The sequence below is a fragment of the Spirosoma litoris genome, from assembly GCF_054776755.1.
Map to the genome: position 1 here is coordinate 489,092 of NZ_BAAHBI010000020.1, position 23,721 is coordinate 512,812.

Below are 23,721 nucleotides of genomic sequence, written 5' to 3' on the forward strand. Positions count from 1 at the left end.
TACATACTGCATTATATATCCTACATCATGTATCTCTTCGCTTTTCCAACTCTTCGATTTTCTTTCGAAGTTGCCGCACTTCACTGATGAGGATTTTTATGTCGCTGTCGGTGTGTTCCTGATCCTCTTCGACAAAAAAGTTAGCAACGTAACCCGTAAACGTACCAAATAGGCCAACACCGGCAATCATCAAAACGGCGGCAATGAGTCGCCCGAAGGTGGTGACAGGGAATTTATCGCCATAGCCAACGGTGGTAATGGTAACGAATGCCCACCAGAGTGCGTCGGAAGGGTTTTTGATGTTGGCTTCGGGTACGCGTTCGGCGTAAAGAATGGCGACTGCGCCAAAAATCATCAGTAGAAAAGAACTGAGCAGCACAACCGCTAATGTACCATTGGCTTTGTCGCGGAAGAGGTAACTCAAAAAACTGCGTATCGACCGAAACGACCGAATCATCCGAAGAATCCGGAACACGCGCACGAGCTGGCCTAGTCGAAACCAGTCGAGGGCTGGAATACTGGCTAATAAATCAATCCAGCCCCATTGCAGAAACGCCCATTTGTTCGGAGCCTGGTAAAGTCGAAGAAAGAAATCGTAAAGAAAATAAAGACAGATGCCTGTATCGATCTGATCCAGCAACTGCCTGGTTTGCTGATGCATAGGCACTAACTCCCGAACGAGCAAGGCAACTACAATATAGACCGATAACACAAGCATGATTACTTCATGCAGCGTGAGCTTGGGCGAAGCCTGCTTTTTGCGGGTACTCATGGTTTTCGGGGTACGGGCGGATGCAGGGGCGAAATTCGGTCTTTTTTGCGTATCCACCGCCAAACGTCTGTCAGGAAAGCTGGATATAGTGAAACGCCAATACTATAATAACTACCATTGAAATTCTGATCGATGGCAGTTTGGAAGATCGATACCCGGTAGCCGATCTGAGCACTCAAACCGACCCATCGGGTTGCCCGCCATTGACCGTAAGCACCAACCTGGAGTGGTACAAAAAAATCTCGGCGAGATCGGTCAACCGGCACGTTCTGACTCAAATTGAGCGGTAGTGCATAGGCAACTCCACCACCCAACTCTACCGGTAAACTAACCAGCCAACGTTTATTATTGACCATGTTCCACCAATACATCGAACTGATAAACCACATATCAGTGCGAGTGTAGTAGTTGAGGTTGATGCGTTGGGCCGCATTTCGGCGCCAGTCGATCAGGCGGAGGTAGGTAGCGTAATTTAACCAGTAATAGCCAATTGTTAATTGATGCCGTTTTCGACCATAGGTAAATCCCGCATTAACGCCCCATACATTAATATGCTGACGTTCGAGGAAGGAATCCCGAAAGTCGAGGTTAAAAGCAGGTTTTATAGCAGGCGGCTTTGGCCGGACCGAATCAGTTGGGGGTAATGAATCGGGCGAGGTAACTAATGACGAAAAAGCGAGTAAGCAAGCAGCGAGCATGATGCTTTACAAACTCGAAAAATGGCTTTTGAGTTACCTGATAATAGAACGCTGATTTTTATGATAATAAAGATTAGATACCTTTTTCTAATGCTGATGCTTGATTTTCAGTGAATTAGGCTTTGCTGGCGGTTTTGAAATTAGTATAAATCATAGAGATCATCCTAATCAGCGTGCTATTATTTATCAAAACTCAACATGCGTTCGTAACGCGAACAAATTGACTGGCCCCCGATCGCCATTGTAGCCCGGATTCTGGACTAGTTGGTAATCCAATGTCAGATAAAGTGTGTGTGCAAGGCGAGCTTTGTAGAACATTTCGAGGCTATGTTCGGGCTTATAATTGGGCAAACTTCCGTCGCCCAGCATAAAGCCTGAGCCGCCTGCATTTAAGAACGCAATGTGTTCGGCCGAGATGCCATTTTGAGCTAAAGCTATGCCTACCACATCGTTTTGCCGATGCCAGCGCGTTCCACCAATATAAGCGCCCAATGAAAAACTGCGATCGATTTCGGTAAAGGCCCAGGTAGCGGTTTGCCCATTGTTCCAGCTGGCCCGACCAAACACACCACCAACGTCACCAAGCGGTTGCTCGAAATTCAGACCGAAACCATATTTGACTCCACCATAGTTTGTGCCGGTAAGAATGTAGGCAGGATTGGTGGGGTAGGTACCTGCCTGTAACAATTGCGTGGCTGAAGCATAGGTAGGCGCTTTTGTGACGTTACGAAACCCCAATAGTCGAACCGTTCCGGCCCGATGTAACAGCCGGAATTTGTGTTCAACTTCAAGCGTGAGCGCATTGGATTTACCAACATTCCAGTCCAGCACGTTGCCATTGGCCACAATAGGCATCAACGAAGCCGCTACCCGAACCGCATACATTGGCCGAATATACTCCGTAGCCAGACTCCAGGTATACCCGCGTGTATTGGCTGGATAATCCCAGGCTCCCATATTCATGAGGGCCCAGTTGAAAAACTGACTTCTGGGGTCGTGGGCGTAGGCGTTGTTATCGAAGATATCAGCAATCGAGAATTTCCCGGCCGTGATAACCAATCTGGATGCTGGGATAGGTTCTTCCACCTGATTCGCATCAGACTCGGCTTCTTTGGTTGGGCTTTTACCGAGCCGAATAATCTGTTCAATATAAAAACGGGCGATGTAGAGAGCCGGGCGGGCACTCCCGATTCGAAACGTTTCCCCATTTGGAAAGCCCGCTATGCCAACCGCAGGCGCATATAAGCTTTCATCGTAGGGAGACTGACTATTGCGATGACCTACACCGCGCCCCCCGGCGAGTTCGGGATTGAGATAAACGGCAGCCCCCTTCCATAAGCGACGGCCCAGAAAAAGGGTTGTGGTAACTGATAAAGCCGTGTCGGGTTGTGCACTGAGTGTATTACGGCCATCATAGCCGGCACCTTTGAACCCCGTATGTCCCTGAGCAATAGTCGTAAACTGAAAATGCAAACTCCAGTTCTGGAGCGAGTCGAGGTAGTTGTTGTTGTTATCCTGTTGCGCCTGAACAGTTCCTGTTACTAAGAGAAAAAACAGGCAAAACCAATGGTGTGTTTTTGAGTTGTGTTGCATGAAGGGCATAATCAGAATCAGGGAGCTTGTGTTTGAGGTGACGAATAATGGATAATGAACTTCTAGCCACTAACTTATTATTCATTTTACATTATTCATTACCTATTCACTTATACCCCTGATTTAAGAAGATAGCCTAAACCCATAGTGGTGTGAATGAGTTTGTGGTCGAATCCGTGGTCAATTTTTTTGCGTAGAAAGTTGATGTATACCTCTACCTTGTTCGTGTTTGACGACATAGTACTGTCCCACACTTTCTCCAGAATTTGGGCTTTGGTAACAACGCGCCCGGCATTTTCGACCAGAAAAGATAGTAGTTGGAACTCCCGTGCGGTCAGGCTAATGCGTTTGCTGGCACGATAGGCGGCTTTCTCTGCTACATTCAGTTGGAGATTATCGACACTGAGGATAATGGGCGAGTTGAACCCTCCGATTCGTCGGCGATGCAACGCATAAATACGGGCGAGTAATTCAGTTGGATCGCAGGGGCTCACCAGGTAATCGTCGGCGCCTGCATATAAACCTCTGGCTTTATCGGCCGGCGCATTTTGAGTTGAGAACAGTAAAATCGGGGTCGAATCGTTCTCCTGACGCAGCCGCCGAATGAGGTCGAACCCATCCAGATGAGGAAGTTGCGTATCCAGTAGAATTAAATCAAATCGCCCATGAAGAGCCATGGTAAGACCTGTAAGCCCATCGGTTGCAATTTTTATGATATACTCTCGCTCCACTAAAATCCGATTGAGGAAGTCGAGAGACGCATAATCCTGTTGAATCAGTAGAATTTTCATAGGCCAATAACCCATCGGGTTTATTTGGCCCCAAAAGTGTTAGTCCAACTTTAAATCGGTTTTAAAGGCATATTAAAACTTGTTTAAATTTGACCTAACGTATTAAGTATTAATACCGAACTGATTGCGCTTATTTTTAAGCAAGAATTAATAACGCTTTAACAACGCCTTAACGGTAGAGTGGCTATTTGCCGACCAATCAGCCGGATTTATTTAGTATTCCGCGTTTATCTTATGGCTCATTTTCGATTTCCCACTTTTCTTCGCATCAGTATTTTTTTGGGTTGGTTAGGTATAATTTCGCCTGTCGTGGCCCAGTCAACGGCCACTTCCCCCAGTGCGTCGCCAGTTGCCGACACAATTCGGCAAAGCCTGCCACAACTCGAACAACTGTTTGTAGAACGTAATTTTCAATTGCTTGCGCAACGTTATCAGATCGATATTGCCGATGCGGCTATTACGCAGGCTGGCTTACGTCCAAACCCAAACCTTTGGTTTCAGGGCAACTTATATAACCCGAATACGCACAAGATTTTGCCCTTTAAGACCCCTTCTCAGGCCGATCAGGACGCTGGCATCTACAATAGTGGCTATTTTGCTGTTCAGTTGCAGCAGGTAATCTTGCTGGCAGGCAAACGGAGCAAGTTGGTAGCCTTGGCCGAAAGTAACAAATCATTGGCCCGACTGGCCTTTCGCGATATCATGCGAACGCTTCATTATCAGCTTTATACGACCTATACTAATTTATACTACGACTTGCAGGGGCTGAAATTATTCGAGGATGAGCTGGGTCGGCAGCAGCGATTGCTGGAATCATACCGAATAGCGCTTCAATCGGGGGGCGTAGCGCCCTATGAGGTAACCCGGCTGGAGGTAGCGATTCGAGACTTACAAGCCAATAGCGCCAATTATCAGACGCAAATTGCTGACGATCAGGCAACCCTGCGCATATTATTACGGCAATCGGCTAAATCGTTCATACTACCTACCGAGTTACCGCCCTTAAGAACGACACTTCCGGCGTTGGCAACAGCACTCGATTCGGCTCAGACTAATCGACCCGACATTGGCTTATCGCAGGAACAGATCAACAATGCCGAGCGTAGCTTAGCGCTGGAAAAAGCCCGACGAACGCCCGATTTAACAACGGGTGTGCTTTTTGAGCGATACGGGAATGCGTATAACAACTTTACGGGCTTTCAATTATCGATGGATTTGCCCGTTCGAAACCGGAATCAGGGTGCTATCCGATCGGCAGAAACCACGCTGAAAAGCGTAACCAGTGGGCTGGAAAACCAGCAGGTTGTGGTACAAAGTGATGTATTGAACGCCTTCGATAAGCTCAATACGTACTACGCCCAGCTAGCGGCCCGGCCAGCCGGTTATCTGGATCGGATTCAGAATATCTCGGTCGAAGCAACCAAAGCCTATAACTCCCGTTCCATTGGTTTGCTGGATTATCTGGACAAAATCCGGACTTACCAACAGGCACAATTGAACAATCTTAACCTGCTGAACAACCTGTATAACACGCAGCAGTTATTGAATTATACCACCAACACACGATTCTTTTAGTTTATGAAAAAGGTGCTGTATACCGTAGCCCTTGGGCTAGCTGTGGCTGCGTGCGGTCATAAAAATACGGAGACTGAAAAAGCCCCCACATCAAGTGCCGATTCGAGTAGTAGTTACCTCACAGATTCGGTTCGGCGGATGAACCCCGAAGACGAATTGACGCTAAACGGCACGGTTACCTTCGATCAGGATAATGTCGTACGTGTGTTTCCGTTGGTGAGTGGAAACGTCGAAAAAACGACTGCTTCGCTGGGTGCTTATGTACAGAAAGGGCAGGATTTGGCCCTGATTCGGTCAGGTGATATTTCTACCTATACAAATGATTACCAAGCTGATAAATCTGATTTGGAAGTTGCTCAGCAGCAACTGAAAAACGTATCGGCACAGTATAAATCGGGATTTGCTTCGGAAACGGATTTCCTGACGGCTAAAAACAACGTCAAGAAAGCAGAAGATGAATTGAGCAAATCATCGAATATTCTTCGGGTTTATGGCGGCAGTACGTCTGGTACAGGGCAACCTTACTTTTCGGTGAAAGCGCCTATCGCAGGCTATATCGTTGAGAAAAACGTCAATACCGGCCAGGACCTGCGGTCCGACAACCAGGACCCGCTCTACACGATTTCGAGCCTTCAGCAAATCTGGGTGCTGGCGAACGTCTACGAACAGGATATTCCTGAAATAAAGCAGGGGCAACCCGTTGATATTCAGGTTTTGGCCTACCCAGATAAGATATTCAAAGGTATCATTAGCAACATCAGCAGTGTTCTCGACGAGCAGGCTCGCGTCTTGAAAGTCCGTATTGTACTCCCGAATCAGGATGGCCTTCTGAAGCCGGATATGTTTGCCACCATTCACGTACACTTGCCCAATATGAGTGCCGCCGAGGGGGCCAAATCGCTGGCCGTTTCGCAGAAAGCCGTGGTTTTCGACCGCGATCACTATTACGTAATTGTGCAGACGGGCAAGGATAAATACGAAGTTCGGGAAGTGAAGGTGCTGAAAAATACAACCCGTTATGCGTTCGTAGAAGGGGGAAACCTCAAACCCGGCGATATCGTCGTAACCGAAGGTAGTTTGTTGTTATACAATGATTTAACGGACTAAAGCAGGCGAAAGAGCGAATGAGTGAAAGAGTGAATGGTTGATAAAAGCCAGACTCTCACAGCCGCTATTCGCTCTTTCACTCATTCGCTCTTTCACTCATGAATAAATTCATTCGCAGTATAATCACCTTCGCGCTGACGAATCGGTTTGCCGTATTTTTTGGCATTGCGATCATCATCGTTGGGGGCGTGGTTGCCTTCCTGAATACGCCCGTCGAAACCTTCCCCGACGTTACGAATACTAACGTTATTGTGATTACACAATGGCCCGGTCGATCAGCGGAAGAGGTGGAACGCTTCGTTACGTTGCCCCTCGAAACCGAATTAAACTCAGTGCCCCGCAAGAGTACGTTGCGCTCGGTGTCGTTGTTTGGTCTGTCGGTAGTAACCATGATTTTCGAAGATGGGGTCGACAATTTTACCGCCCAGACTAATGTGGCGAACCGGCTTGCCGGAGTTGATTTGCCGGATGGTGTAAGTGCGGAAGTAGAACCCCCTTATGGCCCGACAGGAGAGATTTACCGCTTTACACTGGAGAGTAAAACCAAAGATATTACTGAACTCAAAACGCTTCAGGACTGGGTAATTGAGCGGCAAATCAAGAGCGTGCCGGGCATTGCCGATGTGGTAAGCTTTGGGGGGAAAGTAAAAACGATTGAGGTCGATCTGAACCCAATTCTGCTGGCGAACTATGGCTTCACGGCTATCGATGTCGACCAGGCGATTCAGTCAAGCAATATCAACGTAGGGGGCGATGTCATTAAGCAAGGCAACCAATCACTGGTGGTGCGGGGTATTGGTTTGCTGACTAATCCCGAAGATGTGGCCAGTATCATCATTGATAACGTGAAAGGCGTGCCCATTAAAGTACGGGATGTGGCTACTGTAAAAGAAGGATTCCAACCTCGATTGGGTATCGTTGGTCGCGATAAACAGGACGATGTGGTAGAATGTATCGTGGTGATGCGGAAGGGCGAAAACCCGAACGATGTGATTCCGGCGCTGAAGGCAAAGATTGATGAGCTAAACAATAGTATTCTGCCCAAAGACGTCAAAATCAAGACGTTCTATGACCGGACAACGCTCAATAATTACACCCTGCACACGGTCGGCGAAAACGTATTGACGGGCATTTTCCTGGTCACGCTTATCCTGCTCATTTTCCTGGCCGACTGGCGTACTACGCTCACGGTCGCTATTGTGATTCCTCTGGCGTTACTGTTTGCCTTTATCTGCCTGCGCCTAAAAGGCATGACGGCTAACCTGCTCAGCATCGGGGCATTGGACTTTGGGATTATCATCGACGGTGCTGTGGTGATGGTTGAGGGGTTGTTTGTGATGCTGGCCCATCGAGCGGAACAAATGGGTATGATGAAGTTCAACCGTCGCTCAAAATTGAGTTGGATTGCTCAGAATGCTACGGAGTTAGGCAAGTCTATCTTCACCTCGAAGATCATCATTATCACCGCTTTACTTCCCATTTTTACCTTCCAAAAGGTTGAAGGAAAGCTGTTCAGTCCACTAGCCTGGACCATTGGTTTTGCGTTGACGGGTTCGCTGATTGTGAGCCTTACGCTGATCCCGTTGCTGTGTAGTTTGTTATTGAACAAGCAGGTTCGGGAGCGGCACAATCCGGTGGTGAGTGGTCTGGAGCGGGCCTATGTACCCGCTTTAAACTGGGCCATTCGTAAGCCCGCTTCCATCATGGGTATTGCGCTTGGTGCGCTTGGTTTATCGGTTTATCTGTTCCTGTTTCACATTGGCTCTGAGTTTCTGCCGCAACTGAACGAAGGCTCTATTTACGTGCGGGCTAGTTTGCCTTACTCAGTCGCGTTGGACGAAAGCTATGCCTACACCCGCAAGTTTCGGGCAATTTTTGAAGAGTTTCCTGAGGTGCGGGGCGTAATTTCGCAAACGGGCCGCCCAAACGATGGCACCGACCCAACGGGCTTTTTTAACAACGAATTTTTCGTTGACCTCTACCCAAAAGAAGAATGGAAGCGCGACATCACAAAGGATGAACTCGTTGAGCAGATGCAGAAAAAACTGGCTCGATTTAAGGGGATTTCCTTCAACTTTTCGCAGCCGATTTCCGATAACGTAGAAGAAGCTGTATCGGGGGTAAAAGGCTCGATGGCTATTAAAATTGTTGGTCAGGATCTGGACGTGTTGGACAAAGAAGCCACCAAAGTCTTTAACGTCATGAAAAAAGTGCCTGGCGTAAGCGATCTGGGCGTGTTTCGAAATCTGGGCCAGCCGGAGTTTCGGATTCAGCTCGATCCGCAGAAACTGGCCTTATACAACGTTCCGACCGATGTTGCGCAGTCGGTTATTGAAACGGCGATTGGTGGTAAAGCCGTGACGCAATTCTACGAAGGCGAGCGCCATTTCGATATTAAGGTTCGGTACGATGAGAAGTTTCGGTACTCGCCCGAATTGATTGAAAACCTGATGGTTCCTACGCGTTCGGGTAGTAAAATTCCGCTCAAAGAGCTGGCCGATATTGGTACGCGTTCGGGACCAGCCTTTGTGTATCGGGAAAACAACGCCCGGTTTATTGCTATCAAATTCTCTGTTCGTGATCGCGATTTAGGCAGTACGATTGCTGATGCCCAAAAACAGGTGGCGCAGCAGATCAAACTACCTCAGGGTTTCCAGATGCGTTGGGCGGGTGAGTTCGAAAACCAGACCCGTGCCGAACGACAATTAGCGATTGTTGTCCCCATTAGTATTACCATCATCTTCCTGATTCTGCTGTTCACATTCGGCAGTGCGCTCGATGCCACATTGATCATCCTGAACGTACCCTTTGCACTGATCGGTGGAATGCTGGCCCTCTGGATCACAGGTATTAACTTTAGTATCTCGGCGGGGGTAGGGTTCATCTGTCTGTTTGGCGTATCGGTGCAGGACGGGGTTATTCTGATCAACCGGTTTAAAGAAAACCTACACAATAAACTGCCTATCAGCGAAGCCATTCGGGAGGGTGCGCTCACGCGGGTTCGACCAGTCGTTATGACAGCCTTGATGGCGTCGTTAGGACTTTTACCCGCAGCGTTATCGACCGGGATTGGCTCCGAAACCCAGAAACCATTGGCTACGGTTATGATTGGTGGGCTGATGACCTGTACGGTGCTGTCGCTGCTGATTCTGCCCGTCACCTACGAGCTTATTCACAGTCGACGCGCTCGAAAAGAGTTAGCCCGTCATGAATCGAAAACGGTTGATTTGCCGAATCATCCCTAAAACAAAAAGAGGGATCAGGTTCTCAAACCTGATCCCTCTTTTTGTTTTAGGCTCTTTCAAATTAGATTCTATTGATTTTTTAGATTCTATTGATTCTGGATATCAATACGAGAGAATCAATAGAATCTGTCAGAATCAACCGCGTGGTTGGCTTCGAGAATCCAACGTTAATTGAGGAATGGTTTCTTATCGCCAATAGCCATTAACCCAGACATTACCCCGACGTCGGTGTACCCAATAGCCAGGTACCCACACGGCACGGTGTCGAGGTGCCCAGTAGCCAGCCCGATAGCGGTAATTTGGACGGTAAGGCCGAGCAACCCAGGCCTGACGATGATATTGCATAGGTGGGCGCGCGATAACGACACGAGTTCTAGGCGGCATAGGCCGACGTACATAAACCTGCGCATCTGCATAGGCAACTGAAAACAGAAGTAAACCGGAGAAAAGCAGACTTTTAAGGATGGTTTTCATAACGATTTAGAATTAAGGTGCCACTTGTTGAAACGTTTCCAGTTTAAGCGTATTGGTCTAGTCCGCTACATTTAAACTGGAAACTCACTACTATGTAACTGTATAATATCGCTTAGAGTTAGAATTGGGCTGTAGGTTTAATGGAAAGTAAATCTGTTAAGAATTTAAATTTCATGTGACCAAAGTAGTATCATAACGATCGCCCCTTACAGTAGTTTACTAAGAACAGCAGATCGATATACAATGCGTACTAAAGCCTTCCTTTTGGTAGTATTGATGGTAATTACCCTGACCTCGACTTTTTCGCAAAACCGAGTGCCAGCCTTCAGGGAAGATGTACCTCTGGATTCTATTCGCCTAAGCGATCCGTTTATTTTGGCCGACAAGGCCACCTCAACCTACTACATGACCGGAACGGGTGGACTTTTGTGGAAAAGTAAAGACCTGAAAAAATGGGCAGGTCCGGTCGTCATTGCCAAGACCGATCCGAACTCCTGGATGGGGAAGAGCCCTATGATCTGGGCCGCCGAACTGCATCAGTACAAAGGCAAGTACTACTATTTTGCCACCTTCACGAACCGGGACGTAAAAATTGATACAGTCGGTGAGAATATCATCGAACGCCGGGCGAGCCACGTTTTAGTCAGCGATAAAGCCGAAGGGCCTTATGTCCCTATGCAGGATGCGACCTATCTGCCCGCCGATAAGCCTACGTTAGACGGTACGTTCTGGGTGGATAAAGATGGGAAACCGTACATGGTTTATTGTTACGAGTGGCTGCAAAACCTGAATGGAACCATTGAAAAGATAGAGCTGAAACCCGATTTAAGCGGGTCAATTGGTGACGGGAAGCTACTTTTTCGGGCTAGCGACAGCCCGTGGAGTCGTGAGAAAGTGAATGATAAGATTGGCCCGAATAAAGTAACAGATGGACCTTATTTATTCAAGACAGGCTCTGGCAGGCTGGGCATGATCTGGACCAGTTGGATCTACGATGTGTATACCCAAGGCGTTGCTTATTCGAAAAGTGGCACACTGGATGGGCCCTGGGTGCAGGAGGCTAAGCCAATAACCCCGCCGAATTATGGGCATGGCATGTTGTTTCAAACACTGGATGGCAAGTGGTTAATGTCTCTTCACAGTCATAGAAAGAGCAATGGTCGTACAATACGGGTTCCTCACCTGATAGAGGTAGATTTTTCCGGTAATAAGCTGGTTGTCGGTAAGCCCTATATACCTTGACTGGTTCGGGAAATTAAACGAGGGTCCATTTTCATTCATCGCTCTAAAACCTTCACTCATCCGGCGAATGCTGATGTTCGGAAGCTTTGATTTCCAAGACTTCAGGGTTGAATCTACTTTTGATTCGTCAAACAGAAACACGTAAACAATAGACAAATCATGAAAAAGATTCTTCTTCTGATTGCAGGACTGGTAGCCAGTTCAGCATCGTTCGCTAATCAGCCTGCTACCCAGCCTTCAGCTCCTCAGACGCATGTGATAATGACTCCTGAGCATAAAATCAGACTGTATGTTCAGCCTTTGCAAACAAAAGGTCAGGTTACTATTCTGGATGCCAACGGTCAACCTGTATATAGTTCTTATGTTGCGTTGCAAAAAGGGTTGAGTCAACAATTTGACCTTTCTAATTTAAGTTACGGCACGTATCGATTGTCTCTGGCAACGGGTTCGCAAACGCAGACGAAGACGTTTGTTGTGCAACCCAATCCGAATGAGAGCTTTGTTGTTCAGGACTAATCATTGCCATGCGTCGATCAAAATCGATGTATAGGGTATTGAATGAGTTCATATAAGACAGCCCTGGGCAGAAACACACATCCACCGATGTCTGCCCTGGGCTAATTTGTGTTTATTGTAACTAGTGCTCGTTCAATTTAGATTCTATAGATTCTCGGGGCCGCCCGCGCGGTTGATTCTACTACCTCTGATTATCAGTACACTAGAATCGACCGCGCGGGCGGCCCCGGGAATCTATAGAAACAGGTAGAATCTATTTTGCCAAAGCACTAGGAAGAGAAACGTGGCGAAGAAGTGGCCAGTTGGCCTATGTCCTTTTTTACGAATCAAATATGGTCGCAAAGCTAACGTACCGGCAAAGATGGCAATTAGCCATACGATTACTATTTCTGTATTCGCCCCTCACGCTCTATATCAACCTGCCCGAATCGGTTCGTAATCCGGCAAAGCTGGTCGAGATTTTGCCTTTCATAGCGACCATCGTTCTCATTGCACTGGGTTTATACTTCATCTGGATTTCGGCTACGGACTGGATTCAAAATCAACTATTTCAACGATTCGGCGAGGAGTTTTTGCTCGATTTCAACTGGCGGGCGCTGATATTGACCATGCTTATTTCGCTAGGATTGGCTGTGTTGTACGCGCAGGTTTTTCAACTGATCATAACTGGGTTATTTAAGCTAATTTTTTACGTTGGGCTGATTCCCCAACACTCGGAGAAATCGCAGCCGTTTACGCCCGAAGTGCTTGCGTATCTGCATCGGGTAAACAATGTGTTTAACCTGGTCATCATGCTATCGGCCTTTTATCTAACACTTATTTCCCGCTCGTATCAGCAGTTAAAAGATGTGCAGCTCCGGGCCGAACGGTCGGAGAAAGAAGCTGCCCTGAGCCAGGTCGAAGCACTGAAACATCAATTGAGCCCGCATTTCCTGTTCAATAGCCTGAGTATTCTTTCGTCGATGGTGCATGAGGATGCCGATCTGTCCGAAAAATTTATCAAGCAATTGTCCAAAGTGTATCGCTACATTCTTGAGCAGCGGGATCAGGAATTGGTTGCCCTGAAAACAGAAATAGAGTTCATCCGAGCCTATACGTTTCTGCTTCAGATTCGTTTCGAAAACAAGTTCGACGTATTGATTGAGATTACGCCCGAGGAAGAGGAACAGTATAAAATTGCCCCCTTATCGCTTCAGTTGTTGGTCGAAAATGCAGTGAAGCATAATCGGATGTCGGTAACCGAGCCGTTGCAAGTGCGTATCTATTGCAAAGGCGATGTGCTGGTTGTCGAAAACCCCTGGTTACCGCGTAACCAGCCTGATTTTTCGACCGGTGTTGGCTTGAAAAATATCATCAACCGCTATGCGCTGCTAACGCCCAGACCGGTATCGCATGGTCGGCAAGATCAATCGTTTGTTGTTGAAATTCCCCTTTTATCATGAACGTCGTCATTATTGAAGATGAAGATCGCAATGCCCGCCAATTGGAGCGCATGCTGAAAAAATATGATCCCAACATCCATATTCTGATACAATTGCCATCGGTAAAAGATGCGGTTGAATGGTTCAGCACGCACCCGGCACCCGATTTGGCGTTCATGGACATTCATCTCGAAGACGGACTCGTTTTCCGCCTTTTCGAGCAACTGACCTTAACGTTGCCGATTATTTTTACGACGGCCTACGAGGAGTACATGATCAAGGCCTTCAAGGTAAACAGCATCGACTACCTGCTCAAACCAGTTGATTACGACGAATTAGTGGCGGCTTTGGAGAAGTTTAAAACGATCCGGTCGAAACCAGAGCTTCCAGACTTGAGCGCGCTTTTTCAGATGATGCAAAAGCCGCAGGAAAATCGCTTCCGAGAGCGGTTTATGATTAGCATCGGCACGAAAATTCATAGCGTAGAGGTGACGAATACGGCCTACTTTTTTTCGGAAGAAAAGGCTACTTTTCTCGTCAATAAAGACGGTCATTTTCTTCCCCTCGAATATAGTCTTGATCAACTGGCAGGCATGCTAGACCCCAATCAGTTCTTCCGCGTCAACAGACAATTTCTCGTCGCCCGATCGGCGATTCAAACCATTCATGCTTTTTCGGCGGGCAAGCTAAAGCTGGATTTACTACCTCCCGCCCGCCTGGAGGTATTTGTCAGTATGAGTCGCATGTCAGAGTTTAAAGACTGGCTGGGTCGTTAATAGTTACTCTTCATTCATCTTTCGAAAACCAACGCCTATCCGGTAGGTTTCGCGCTTGACCTAGTTATTTTTTCGCACTTCTTGAGTATGCTTCACCTTTGTTGTCGTAAACAGCAGATCAGCATCTAGTTGAGTTCTTGTAATTTTTCCATGAATAAATAGTGGAAAATGGGTAAGTGTGGGTCAGCTACAATAAAGATCTCTTTTACCTTTAATGCGTAAACTATACATATTGGTAATTAGACTTGCCCCAATTGCTACTGATTCTGTAGACCTAACTATTACTTCCTTTAACCGATTCAGTTGATTGACATGAACAAAAAAGTACTCCTGGCCTGCCTGCTACCCGTGCTTGCTGCAGGGCAACCCTCTCCGCTCCAACAGGGCTTTCAGACCCCGCCGAATGCAGCTCAACCGCGTGTTTGGTGGCATTGGATGAATGGCAACATCACTAAAGACGGCATTACCAAGGACCTTGAGTGGATGAAGCGTGTTGGTATCGGTGGTTTTCAGAACTTCGACGCCAGTCTGTTTACGCCCAACGTAACCCCAAAGAAGCTGGTGTTCATGACCCCCGAATGGAAAGACGCCTTTAAGCATACGACCAATCTGGCTAAAACGCTTGGTCTCGAAATGGCCATTGCCGGTTCGCCGGGCTGGAGCGTGACTGGAGGCCCGTGGGTGGAACCTAAAGATGGGATGAAAAAATACGTCTGGACCGAAACCGTAGTTGAGGGAAATAAACCTTTTTCAGGAAAACTGCCGCAACCCTCATCGGCTGCGGGTAAATTCCAGAACGTACCCCTGACTTCAGCGAATGTACTGGGCGGGCCACCGAAAGAAATACCACGTTATTATGCCGATGCTGCGGTGATTGCCTATCGATTACCGGCTGCCGAAAAGCCATTGTCGGCCCTGAATCCAAAGATTTCGTCGAGCGGAGGCACGTTCGCACTGGCTGATCTAACCGATGGCGATCTGGCCAAAACGACGATGCTGCCCCCGATGGAAGTGGGGCAAGATATGTGGATTCAGTTTGAGTTCGACCAGCCGCAGACGTTCAAAGCGTTTACGATTGTGGGTGCACCCGCAGCGGGAGAACTAGCCGAATTTCGGGGAATGCCCGACAACCGGGGGTTGAAAGTAAGTGACGATGGTGTAAACTTCCGAGATGTCGTGATTATTCGAGGTAGTACTGTGCCCCAGAGTACAATGGCGATTTTACCCACAACCGCCAGAATTTTCCGCTTTACGTTCAAAACCGAGAAACCGGAAGGTAGTCCGTTTGCGGCTATGTTCGGGGGGAGTTCGGCACCCGGTAAGCCACAGGGTGTTCCGGTTGCTGAGCTAGTTCTGCACAACACCGACCGGATTGATCTTTTTGAACAGAAAGCCGGTTTTGCTGCCTGGAAGGAAAGTACGCACTCGCTCGTGAAGACTGATGCTGACGCTATTCCCGCTACAGATGTGGTGGATTTAAGCACGAAAATGAACGCCGATGGTACCTTGAACTGGACACCGCCAGCGGGTAAATGGGTAGTTATGCGCCTGGGCTACTCACTCACAGGCCGGGAAAATCACCCAGCATCGCCCGAAGCCACTGGCCTGGAAGTTGATAAGCTGGATAAAGTGGCTGTCCGGAAATACATCGATACCTACCTGGACATGTATAAGGATGCTACCGGTGGCCAAATGGGTGCTCAAGGGTTACAATATATGGTGCTGGATAGTTATGAGGCTGGCCACATGACCTGGACGAAGGACATGCCCGCTGAGTTTCAGAAACGGCGGGGATATAGTCTCACGCCCTGGCTACCTGTCCTGACGGGCCGAGTGATCCAGAGTGCCGAAGCCAGCGAGAAGTTTTTATGGGATTTTCGCAAGACTATCGGCGAACTGATTGTCGAAAATCACTACGAAGTAATTGGCGATGCACTACACGCCAGAGGTATGAAACGGTATACCGAATCGCACGAAAACGGACGGATTTACCTTGCCGACGGAATGGACGTAAAGCGCCTGGCCGAGATTCCTATGTCGGCGATGTGGACGCCGGGTAGTCTTGCCGGAGGTAGTAATGAGGAAGTTCGGAGTGAGGCCGATATTCGGGAAGCTGCTTCGGTAGCGCACATATATGGTCAACCATTCGTTGCGGCCGAGTCGATGACGTCGGTTGGAAATGGATTTAGCTGGCACCCCGAAAAACTGAAACGTACAGCCGATCTGGAAATGGCTTCGGGGCTCAATCGCTTTGTGATCCATACATCTGTACACCAACCGCTCGATGACAAGAAACCCGGTTTCTCGCTCGGACCTTTCGGGCAGTATTTTACCCGGCAGGAAACCTGGGCCGAGCAGGCAAAAGCCTGGACGGATTATCTGAGTCGAAGTTGTTTCCTGCTACAACAGGGAAGACCTGTTGTGGATGTGCTGTACTATTATGGCGAGAACAACAACATCACGCAGATTTGTGCAGAAAAGCTCCCGGATATTCCTGCTGGTTACGCATTCGACTTTGTTAACGCTACCGCGCTGAAAAATGCATTGCGGATTGAAGGTGGAAAGATTGTTGCGCAAAGTGGTCAACAGTATCGACTACTGGTGCTGGATGGGTCAGCTAAACTGATGACGTTGCCCGTATTGAAAAAGCTAGGCGAACTGGTGAAGTCTGGACTGAACGTAATAGGCGAAAAACCGGAGCGCTCCCCTAGTTTAAGCGATAACTCGACGGAGTTTACGACGTTGGTAAACCAAATCTGGAGTAACCCAAATGTGTCGACCAAACCAATAGGGACGGTATTAGGCGAGATGGGCGTGCAAAAAGATATGGATATAATTCAGGCGAACTCCAAAATCCTATATGTGCATCGCCAAACTAACGACAGCGACATTTATTGGCTGGATAACCGGAGTGAGAATCCAAGCGAAGCTCAAATCAGCTTTCGGGTGACTGGAAAAGTTCCTCAATTGTGGAATCCACAAACGGGTAAATTGGAGAAAGTATCGTATCAACAAAGGGACGGCCGGACAATTATACCACTTACGTTTGAGTCGTGGGGGGCTTACTTCGTCGTCTTCCACGATAAATCGACAGTAGCTTCATATACTACCCCTGCTGTTACCGAATCGCCGGTTGCCAGTATAACAGGAGCCTGGAACGTTCATTTCCAGGAAGGCCGGGGTGCTCCACAACAAACCACTATGACTTCATTAGCGTCGTTGACAGAGAGTGCAGAGCCGGGTATTAAATATTTCTCCGGTACGGCTACTTACGACAATTCGTTCGATTTGCCCGCGAGAGGCAAAAACGCATCTTATCTGCTTGATTTGGGCGATGTGAAAAACATTGCCGAGGTGATTGTCAATGGCAAGTCGGTGGGGACTGTCTGGAAGAAACCGTTTCGGGTCGATATCAGCAAGGCTTTAAAACCGGGTCGTAATTCGGTACAGGTTAAGGTGACCAACTTGTGGGTAAACCGCCTGATTGGTGATGCGCAACCGGGCGTAACCAACAAAATTACCTATACCACGCTGCCGTTTTACCGGGCCGATTCGCCAGTGTTGTCGTCGGGCTTGCTGGGACCAGTGCGCGTGTTGGCCGTTACGCCCATTAAATAGCTGCCTGATTTTTGTCATTCCCTTATACCTGAACTTATCGAACAGCTTGTTTGAGAGCGGTATAGCGCTTTTTTAACGCTGCTTTCTTCGTAGCATAAGCTGGATTGTCGGCCAGATTTGTGGTTTCATGTGGATCGTGAGCCGTATCGTACAACTCTTCATAGCCATGCTCGATAAAGTTCATGTATTTGAAGGTAGGGGTTACAACTCCCTCAATTTTCGGAAGGCGGGGGCTCCCCATAAAGGTGTGCTCATAGAAAAAGTCTGGTCGAGCCGTCACTTTCTTTTGTGCCAGCTTGATTAGATCGACACCCTGCATATCAGGCGGAGTAGCAACTCCAGCCAGTGCCAGAATAGTAGGAGCAATGTCGATGTTGAGCGCCATTTGCGTGGGCCGGGAGCCTTTCAGCGTTGCAGGTAATGAGGGACCATAGACCAGGAGTGGCACCCGAATGGATTCTTCGTGACCAAACCATTTTCCTTCCAGTCCATGTTCGCCTAGGTAAAAACCATTATCGCCCATGAAGACAATGATCGTGTTTTTGTCCAGATTCAGGCTTTTAAGTTGGGCCACAAGCTTCCCAACCACCTCGTCCACACCCGTAATGAGCCGATAGTAGTTCCTGACAGTTTCCTGCCGACGTTCGGACGTAGAGAAAAGAGGCTTCCACCGATCTCTGGCTATGTTCTGATCCATCTTGAAAAAAGCCGGGAACCGTTCCCAGTAGATCGGGGAAGCTGTTACAGGTTCAGGAATTGTGACATCGCTGTACAGATTTTTGTAGCGGGCCTGTACGGGGTAAGTTGGTGGATTACCGTCTAACTCGTGAGGTGCTTTGAAACTAACCGATAGACAAAATGGCCCCGACCGGGATGGATTTTTTGACCCATAGGTTTCCAGAAATTTCTGGATATCATGTTGCACACTATCCGTATGATGGACGAGCTGACCCGATGTGTTAATAAACTCATAAGGCGGCTGCCCTTCTTTCCCACACGACCAGTAATCATAGAACTGGCTTGGGTGGTCTTTTCCTTCGCCAACGCCATATTTGCCAATGAATCCAATGGTATAGCCAGCCTTTTTCAACAGCAAAGGGTAGGTTTTTGCCAATGCTTCAGGGGTAAAAGGCGTCGTAAAATCATTGATACCGTGCCGGGATTCGTACTGCCCACGTAAAATGCTGGCTCGACTAACGCAGCAGATTGCCGTTGTAACGTAGGCGTTCTGAAAGAGGATTCCTTTACTAGCCAGCGCATCCAGATTCGGCGTTTTAATGATCGAGTTTCCCATCGCCCCGAGCGCATCCCAGCGGTGATCGTCCGTCAGCAGAAAGATGATGTTGGGGCGTTTCTGGGTAGGTATTTTCTGAGCAAATAGTGGCCTGAAACAGTTGTTGAGCCAGAGAATACCTACCATCAAAAAAGCAGCAAAACAAGGATTGACTAGTCGTTTCATTACGGTCAGATCACGGTCTGGTAGCAAGCTAAGTAAGTCTTTCTAAATGATTACTCTGATTTGACTTTTTCTGCCGTGTGAACAGCCCCTTTCTGTAGCAAAGCCGCCAGTTCTTTTACCGTGGCGCTGTGTTCAGGTTTGCCAGACAAATTCGTGAATTCATCAGGGTCGGTCAGGTGGTCATAGAGTTCAACGCCAGCTCTTCCTTCGTCCCATTCGGTATAGCGCCAGCGTTCGGTGCGGACACTACGCCCAAAAATTTTATTCCGTAATACCTGCGAGTAGGCTGGTTTTGCCCAGGATGCATTCGGATTTTTGAGTAAGGGCGTTAAGCTTTTGCCTGCCAGATCAGCTGGTGCTGGTAAGCTACATAAGTCGGCCAGGGTAGGGTAGAGGTCCACTAATTCTACCGTTCGGCCGGAGGCTTTCCCGCTCACTCCACCGGGCACAGAAATTAATAGGGGTACACGGGCCGAGTTTTCGAAGAGACTTTGTTTCATCCATTGGCCATGCTGACCAACGTTATAGCCGTGATCGCTCCAGAGTACAATGATGGTGTTGTCTGACAGTTTCAAACGATCCAGCGCATCCAACAACTTGCCAACCTGAGCGTCCATGAAGGAAATAGTGGCGTAGTAAGCCCGTTGTGCTTCCCGTCGTTCGGCTTCACCAAGTCCCCAGTGAGGAGGTTTTGTGAACAGAGCTGCTTCCGGAATATCATCCAGATCATTGGCCTGCTCTTTAGGAAGCGGGATTTTGTCCAGCGGATATTGGTCGAAATATTTCTTAGGCGCAACGTAGGGTGTGTGAGGACGGAAAAAACCTACGGCCAGAAAGAACGGTTCGTCTTTTTTTTGCTCCAATAACCGAACTGCTTCGTTGGCAATCAGGCCATCGGTTTGCTCATCGTCTGTTCCTTCTGCTTCATAATAACATAGGGCGCTACCCAGTGGCCGACCTGGAGTCAGATTCTTAATCTTCGATTCTTCGACCTTATCGCGCCCTTTGGGATTAATGACCTTATCCCAGGAAATAGGATCATCGAGGCCATCGGTGCCAATCTGCGCGGGTACACCATAGTGGAAAATCTTGCCAATGCGCGCGCTGAAGTAGGCGTTATTTTTGAACAACTGCGGCAGGGTTACTACATCAGGCAGATTCTTTCGGAAGTGCGTCTGTAGTTCGTAAATCCCGGTTTTGTCGGGACGGTAACCCGTCAATAAGGACGAGCGGCTGGGACTGCAAAGCGGGTATTGGGTATAAGCCCGATCAAACTTGACGCCCCGTTTAGCTAATCGATCAATATTCGGCGATTGTACGAATGTGTTTCCATAACAACCCAGATCATTGTTTAGATCGTCGACAGCAATGAAGAGTACGTTGTACTTTTTCTTAGCCTTAGTAGGTGGTTCGTCTGGTTTAAAACCAGTTAACGTTGTCAGTCCTAACAGCCCGACGACACAAAGAGTATTGTAACCAAGTTTAGTCAGTCGATGAACTACAAAACTTTTTTTCATAGCGATTAAAGAGAGAGTTGCTTTGTGTGACCCCATCGGGGTCACACAAGGGATAAATGATTTGATCTAATAGTTGCTGGATGCTTATTCGGTGAAGCTTTTTAGCGGTTCCAGACCGGGCAGAATGGACTTGGGTTGCCCTGGATCGCCGGGTTTCCAGGGGGGGAGTTTACGGAACTCAGTTGCAAAAACTTGCCGGATTTTCTCCGCTTCGGGCGAACCTTTACCAAGAGCAATGGGACTGGTTTCCTCCAGATCCTGACTTAAATCGTAGAAACGCCCGTCCTGATACAGTTTATAGCGATGATCCCGGAAAAATCGAGCCGAATGCTTGTCGACCGCTGGCGAATGGATAGGACTGTAATGGGAGAAAATCCATTGGCGGGGCTTCCCTTTTTCGCCTTTGATCTGGGGGTAAATACTAGTACCGTCTGTATTCCAGGCTTTAGGGACAGACACATTCATGATATCGGCAAATGTGGGCAGGAAGTCCGTAAAGTCAACCAGATCGTTGGTTTCGTGCTGTTTGTACCGATTACTTCCCCAATTGACAATCAGCGGAACGTGATGGCCCCGATCAAGGGTAAGCCCTTTGCCTCCGGGAATTCGGGTGCCATCTTTAAGCGTCGTAATGACCTCATGGCCAGTACCATTGTCGCCCGTAAAAATAATGATGGTGTTCTCGTACAGATTCAGCTTTTTCAACTTCTGAATAATTTTGCCCACGTTCTTATCTGTGTAGGCAACCATGTCCCGGAAGTTAAGCGTGTCTTTGGTTTGTCGCCCGGCAGGATTAGTTTTCCAACTCTTACTGTCGGGAGTGGGTAGAAACGGTTCGTGCACCAGCGCCATTGGGTAATAGGCAAAAAACTTCCGGTCTTTATTCGTTTCGATAAAATTGAGCAGGTAGTCTACAAAAATATCCGGGCCGTAATCGTCGTCGGTGCTGGTGAGGAGTTTGCCATCCTGCTCAATCAGTGGTTTAGCGTAGCGTTCGCCTTTTTTACGAGGCTGGGTTAGCTGCCATAAACAGTAATTATCGAAGCCAAAATGATTCGGAAGTCCCTGATTTGGCCCCAATTGCCATTTACCCGCGATAGCTGTTGTGTAACCCGCATCCCGAGCCAGGTGCGCGAAGGTTTTCTCATTCTGATTCAGAAACCCAAACTGCGTGTAGTTTTTGTAATTGTATTTGCCCGTCATGAGCTGAACCCGAGAGGGCGTACAAAGCGGCTGAGAAAACCCGTAATTGAACTTCAGACCGTCCTGAGCGAGCTGGTCGATAATGGGCGTTTGATAAGTGCTGCCATAGGTGCCAATGCACTCTTTTCCCATATCATCGGCCAGTATCAGAATGATATTAGGCGATTCTTTTTTGGCCGGAGCCGGTTTTGTTGATTGGGCGCTGACTGATAGCGTAAGTACCAGAAGCCCCAATAGAAATAAGCAATTTTTCATAATCTAATTTGATTTTACCCCTGAGCGAGCCGACTTACCGAGTTGCCGTTGGTGCACCCGGTACAGTCCAATTTTCGGGAGGAAGCCAGCCTTTGGGTTGAGAAGGAAAAGGGAACGGAATAACAAATTTTTTGAAGTCTGCGAGCGCATTCGTTAACTGAGTAAACTCGGCTGGGTGTGAAGCCGCTACGTTCGTTGTTTCGGAGTTATCCTGACTAAGATCGAACAGTTGTCCTTCATTCAATTTCCATCGTTTTGTCACAACAGCCTCATGACCCAGGAATAGGGTCCGGTCGGGCAATGTTTCGCCCTGGAGTGCGCGGATTACGTCGATACCATCCGTTTTAGGAATATTGGGTGCCTTCGCCAGCCGAGTTAGCGTAGGAAGTACATCAATGAAGCCAATCACCTCATTGATCTTTTGGCCTCCCTCAATTTTGCCTTTCCAATAAACAACAGAAGAAGAGCGAACTCCGCCTTCCCACTCCGTATGTTTGGTACCTCGTAACGGATCGTTGTTGCCGCCAAAGGTGGGTATTCCGCCATTGTCACTCAGAAACCAGATGATCGTGTTATCGGCAATGCCTTTTTCATCAATGGCTTTCAGAATCTGGCCCAGTGCATTGTCCATACCGGTAACCATAGCGGTATAGGTTTGCCGAAGATTATTACCCCTCCCTTTTTTGCCGTAATCAGGGGTGTTGAATTCACCGGGTTGACCGCCACCACTTGTGAACCCTTCCTGTGGTTTCGATGGGTCGTAGCCATTTTTCAACAAATCACTTGCCTTAGCCTGAAGCGGAGCATGAACCCCGTTGAAAGCCACGTACGCTAAAAAGGGTTTCGAACCTGGCGATTCCTTGATAAACTTGACAGCTTCCCGCGCCACCAGATCGACAGAATAACCTGTATCGGCGCTGGTTTCGAAGTTTCGGTGCCAGTCGAGCGCACCATTTCTGAAATGGGAGTAATAATCAATGGCACCGTTGTAGTGGCCGTAGAACGACGTAAACCCCCGGTTCAATGGATGGTATTTTGCATCGGAATGACCCAGGTGCCATTTCCCAAATGCACCCCGACGGTCGTAACCTGCCTTCGCCAGTACATTGGCCAACGTTTGCTCTTCGGGCGGTAAGCCACCAATGGTATTGGGCCGGATAACCTCATTCCGAATACCAAACCGATCGGGGTATTTGCCCGTGAGTAAACCCGATCGGGTGGGACTGCAAATAGCGGCTACATAGAATCGGGAGAGTTCCCGCCCTTTCTTCGCCAACGCATTCAGGTTCGGCGAAATGATTTTCGGGTTATGAAATCCGACATCATTCCACCCCAAATCATCGGCCACAACGATAACGATGTTTGGCGTATTTGGCCGTTGGGCGAGTAGGGGTTGGGCAAAGAACGTAAGCCCTATAGCCCAGCGGAGCGAGATATGTTTTACTAGCAGACGATTCAT

17 protein-coding genes are annotated in these 23,721 nt (G+C 48.2%); 8 read left to right on the forward strand and 9 right to left on the reverse strand.

Features of this window, described 5'->3' with window-relative positions; all coding sequences use genetic code 11:
- Window positions 1-25 precede the first annotated feature (25 nt).
- The 4 genes from ACYVGR_RS14085 to ACYVGR_RS14100 all read right to left on the reverse strand — a co-directional run bounded on the left by ACYVGR_RS14085 (window position 26) and on the right by ACYVGR_RS14100 (window position 3,854).
- The gene (locus ACYVGR_RS14085) at window positions 26-772 is read right to left on the reverse strand and encodes an ion transporter (protein ID WP_460957640.1); all 747 of its coding nucleotides are present in this window, start codon (window positions 770-772) and stop codon (window positions 26-28) included.
- Window positions 769-1,470, reverse strand: coding sequence for a hypothetical protein (locus tag ACYVGR_RS14090; protein WP_460957642.1), 702 nt, complete (start codon window positions 1,468-1,470; stop codon window positions 769-771). The genes ACYVGR_RS14085 and ACYVGR_RS14090 overlap by 4 nt, the downstream gene beginning before the upstream one ends.
- Window positions 1,471-1,656: 186 nt before the next feature.
- Window positions 1,657-3,063: a carbohydrate porin gene (locus ACYVGR_RS14095; protein WP_460957644.1), complete on the reverse strand. Its 1,407-nt coding sequence runs from the start codon at window positions 3,061-3,063 to the stop codon at window positions 1,657-1,659.
- 110 nt (window positions 3,064-3,173) lie between these two features.
- The gene (locus ACYVGR_RS14100) at window positions 3,174-3,854 is read right to left on the reverse strand and encodes a response regulator transcription factor (RefSeq protein ID WP_460957646.1); all 681 of its coding nucleotides are present in this window, start codon (window positions 3,852-3,854) and stop codon (window positions 3,174-3,176) included.
- 234 nt (window positions 3,855-4,088) lie between these two features.
- Here ACYVGR_RS14100 and ACYVGR_RS14105 point away from each other — a divergent pair, with 234 nt between their 5' ends.
- From ACYVGR_RS14105 to ACYVGR_RS14115, 3 genes are all read left to right on the forward strand, one after another.
- On the forward strand, window positions 4,089-5,429 hold the full coding sequence (locus tag ACYVGR_RS14105; protein WP_460957648.1) for a TolC family protein: 1,341 nt from the start codon (window positions 4,089-4,091) through the stop codon (window positions 5,427-5,429).
- Window positions 5,430-5,432: 3 nt separating this feature from the next.
- A complete protein-coding gene (locus tag ACYVGR_RS14110; protein ID WP_460957650.1) occupies window positions 5,433-6,536 on the forward strand; it encodes an efflux RND transporter periplasmic adaptor subunit in 1,104 nt (367 codons plus the stop codon).
- Window positions 6,537-6,634: 98 nt separating this feature from the next.
- Complete coding sequence (locus ACYVGR_RS14115; protein WP_460957652.1) at window positions 6,635-9,781, forward strand: efflux RND transporter permease subunit; 3,147 nt, start codon at window positions 6,635-6,637, stop codon at window positions 9,779-9,781.
- A gap of 186 nt (window positions 9,782-9,967) precedes the next feature.
- Here ACYVGR_RS14115 and ACYVGR_RS14120 read toward each other — a convergent pair whose 3' ends face one another.
- Complete coding sequence (locus tag ACYVGR_RS14120; protein ID WP_460957654.1) at window positions 9,968-10,255, reverse strand: hypothetical protein; 288 nt, start codon at window positions 10,253-10,255, stop codon at window positions 9,968-9,970.
- Between the two features lie 243 nt (window positions 10,256-10,498).
- Here ACYVGR_RS14120 and ACYVGR_RS14125 point away from each other — a divergent pair, with 243 nt between their 5' ends.
- From ACYVGR_RS14125 to ACYVGR_RS14145, 5 genes are all read left to right on the forward strand, one after another.
- Entirely contained in the window at window positions 10,499-11,497 is a 999-nt protein-coding gene (locus tag ACYVGR_RS14125) for a glycoside hydrolase family 43 protein (protein ID WP_460957656.1), read from the forward strand.
- Between the two features lie 159 nt (window positions 11,498-11,656).
- On the forward strand, window positions 11,657-12,013 hold the full coding sequence (locus tag ACYVGR_RS14130) for a T9SS type A sorting domain-containing protein (protein ID WP_460957658.1): 357 nt from the start codon (window positions 11,657-11,659) through the stop codon (window positions 12,011-12,013).
- A 332-nt stretch (window positions 12,014-12,345) separates the two neighbouring features.
- A complete protein-coding gene (locus tag ACYVGR_RS14135) occupies window positions 12,346-13,455 on the forward strand; it encodes a sensor histidine kinase (RefSeq protein WP_460957660.1) in 1,110 nt (369 codons plus the stop codon).
- On the forward strand, window positions 13,452-14,210 hold the full coding sequence (locus tag ACYVGR_RS14140) for a LytR/AlgR family response regulator transcription factor (protein ID WP_460957662.1): 759 nt from the start codon (window positions 13,452-13,454) through the stop codon (window positions 14,208-14,210). The genes ACYVGR_RS14135 and ACYVGR_RS14140 overlap by 4 nt, the downstream gene beginning before the upstream one ends.
- A gap of 312 nt (window positions 14,211-14,522) precedes the next feature.
- Window positions 14,523-17,828, forward strand: coding sequence for a glycosyl hydrolase (locus tag ACYVGR_RS14145; RefSeq protein WP_460957664.1), 3,306 nt, complete (start codon window positions 14,523-14,525; stop codon window positions 17,826-17,828).
- 34 nt (window positions 17,829-17,862) lie between these two features.
- On the opposite strand, the gene ACYVGR_RS14150 is transcribed toward ACYVGR_RS14145, so the two are convergent.
- The 4 genes from ACYVGR_RS14150 to ACYVGR_RS14165 all read right to left on the reverse strand — a co-directional run bounded on the left by ACYVGR_RS14150 (window position 17,863) and on the right by ACYVGR_RS14165 (window position 23,721).
- Window positions 17,863-19,287, reverse strand: coding sequence for a sulfatase family protein (locus ACYVGR_RS14150; protein ID WP_460957666.1), 1,425 nt, complete (start codon window positions 19,285-19,287; stop codon window positions 17,863-17,865).
- 50 nt (window positions 19,288-19,337) lie between these two features.
- The gene (locus tag ACYVGR_RS14155; protein WP_460957668.1) at window positions 19,338-20,804 is read right to left on the reverse strand and encodes a sulfatase; all 1,467 of its coding nucleotides are present in this window, start codon (window positions 20,802-20,804) and stop codon (window positions 19,338-19,340) included.
- An 84-nt stretch (window positions 20,805-20,888) separates the two neighbouring features.
- On the reverse strand, window positions 20,889-22,262 hold the full coding sequence (locus tag ACYVGR_RS14160; RefSeq protein ID WP_460957670.1) for a sulfatase-like hydrolase/transferase: 1,374 nt from the start codon (window positions 22,260-22,262) through the stop codon (window positions 20,889-20,891).
- 34 nt (window positions 22,263-22,296) lie between these two features.
- A complete protein-coding gene (locus ACYVGR_RS14165; RefSeq protein WP_460957672.1) occupies window positions 22,297-23,721 on the reverse strand; it encodes an arylsulfatase B in 1,425 nt (474 codons plus the stop codon).

Excerpts from the sequence above, each read along its gene's own strand:
- ACYVGR_RS14085 (WP_460957640.1), bottom strand. The coding sequence starts at position 772 with ATGAGTACCCGCAAAAAGCAGGCTTCGCCCAAGCTCACGCTGCATGAA.
- ACYVGR_RS14090 (WP_460957642.1), bottom strand. The coding sequence starts at position 1,470 with ATGCTCGCTGCTTGCTTACTCGCTTTTTCGTCATTAGTTACCTCGCCC.
- ACYVGR_RS14095 (WP_460957644.1), bottom strand. The coding sequence starts at position 3,063 with ATGCAACACAACTCAAAAACACACCATTGGTTTTGCCTGTTTTTTCTC.
- ACYVGR_RS14100 (WP_460957646.1), bottom strand. The coding sequence starts at position 3,854 with ATGAAAATTCTACTGATTCAACAGGATTATGCGTCTCTCGACTTCCTC.
- ACYVGR_RS14105 (WP_460957648.1), top strand. The coding sequence starts at position 4,089 with ATGGCTCATTTTCGATTTCCCACTTTTCTTCGCATCAGTATTTTTTTG.
- ACYVGR_RS14110 (WP_460957650.1), top strand. The coding sequence starts at position 5,433 with ATGAAAAAGGTGCTGTATACCGTAGCCCTTGGGCTAGCTGTGGCTGCG.
- ACYVGR_RS14115 (WP_460957652.1), top strand. The coding sequence starts at position 6,635 with ATGAATAAATTCATTCGCAGTATAATCACCTTCGCGCTGACGAATCGG.
- ACYVGR_RS14120 (WP_460957654.1), bottom strand. The coding sequence starts at position 10,255 with ATGAAAACCATCCTTAAAAGTCTGCTTTTCTCCGGTTTACTTCTGTTT.
- ACYVGR_RS14125 (WP_460957656.1), top strand. The coding sequence starts at position 10,499 with ATGCGTACTAAAGCCTTCCTTTTGGTAGTATTGATGGTAATTACCCTG.
- ACYVGR_RS14130 (WP_460957658.1), top strand. The coding sequence starts at position 11,657 with ATGAAAAAGATTCTTCTTCTGATTGCAGGACTGGTAGCCAGTTCAGCA.
- ACYVGR_RS14135 (WP_460957660.1), top strand. The coding sequence starts at position 12,346 with ATGGTCGCAAAGCTAACGTACCGGCAAAGATGGCAATTAGCCATACGA.
- ACYVGR_RS14140 (WP_460957662.1), top strand. The coding sequence starts at position 13,452 with ATGAACGTCGTCATTATTGAAGATGAAGATCGCAATGCCCGCCAATTG.
- ACYVGR_RS14145 (WP_460957664.1), top strand. The coding sequence starts at position 14,523 with ATGAACAAAAAAGTACTCCTGGCCTGCCTGCTACCCGTGCTTGCTGCA.
- ACYVGR_RS14150 (WP_460957666.1), bottom strand. The coding sequence starts at position 19,287 with ATGAAACGACTAGTCAATCCTTGTTTTGCTGCTTTTTTGATGGTAGGT.
- ACYVGR_RS14155 (WP_460957668.1), bottom strand. The coding sequence starts at position 20,804 with ATGAAAAAAAGTTTTGTAGTTCATCGACTGACTAAACTTGGTTACAAT.
- ACYVGR_RS14160 (WP_460957670.1), bottom strand. The coding sequence starts at position 22,262 with ATGAAAAATTGCTTATTTCTATTGGGGCTTCTGGTACTTACGCTATCA.
- ACYVGR_RS14165 (WP_460957672.1), bottom strand. The coding sequence starts at position 23,721 with ATGAATCGTCTGCTAGTAAAACATATCTCGCTCCGCTGGGCTATAGGG.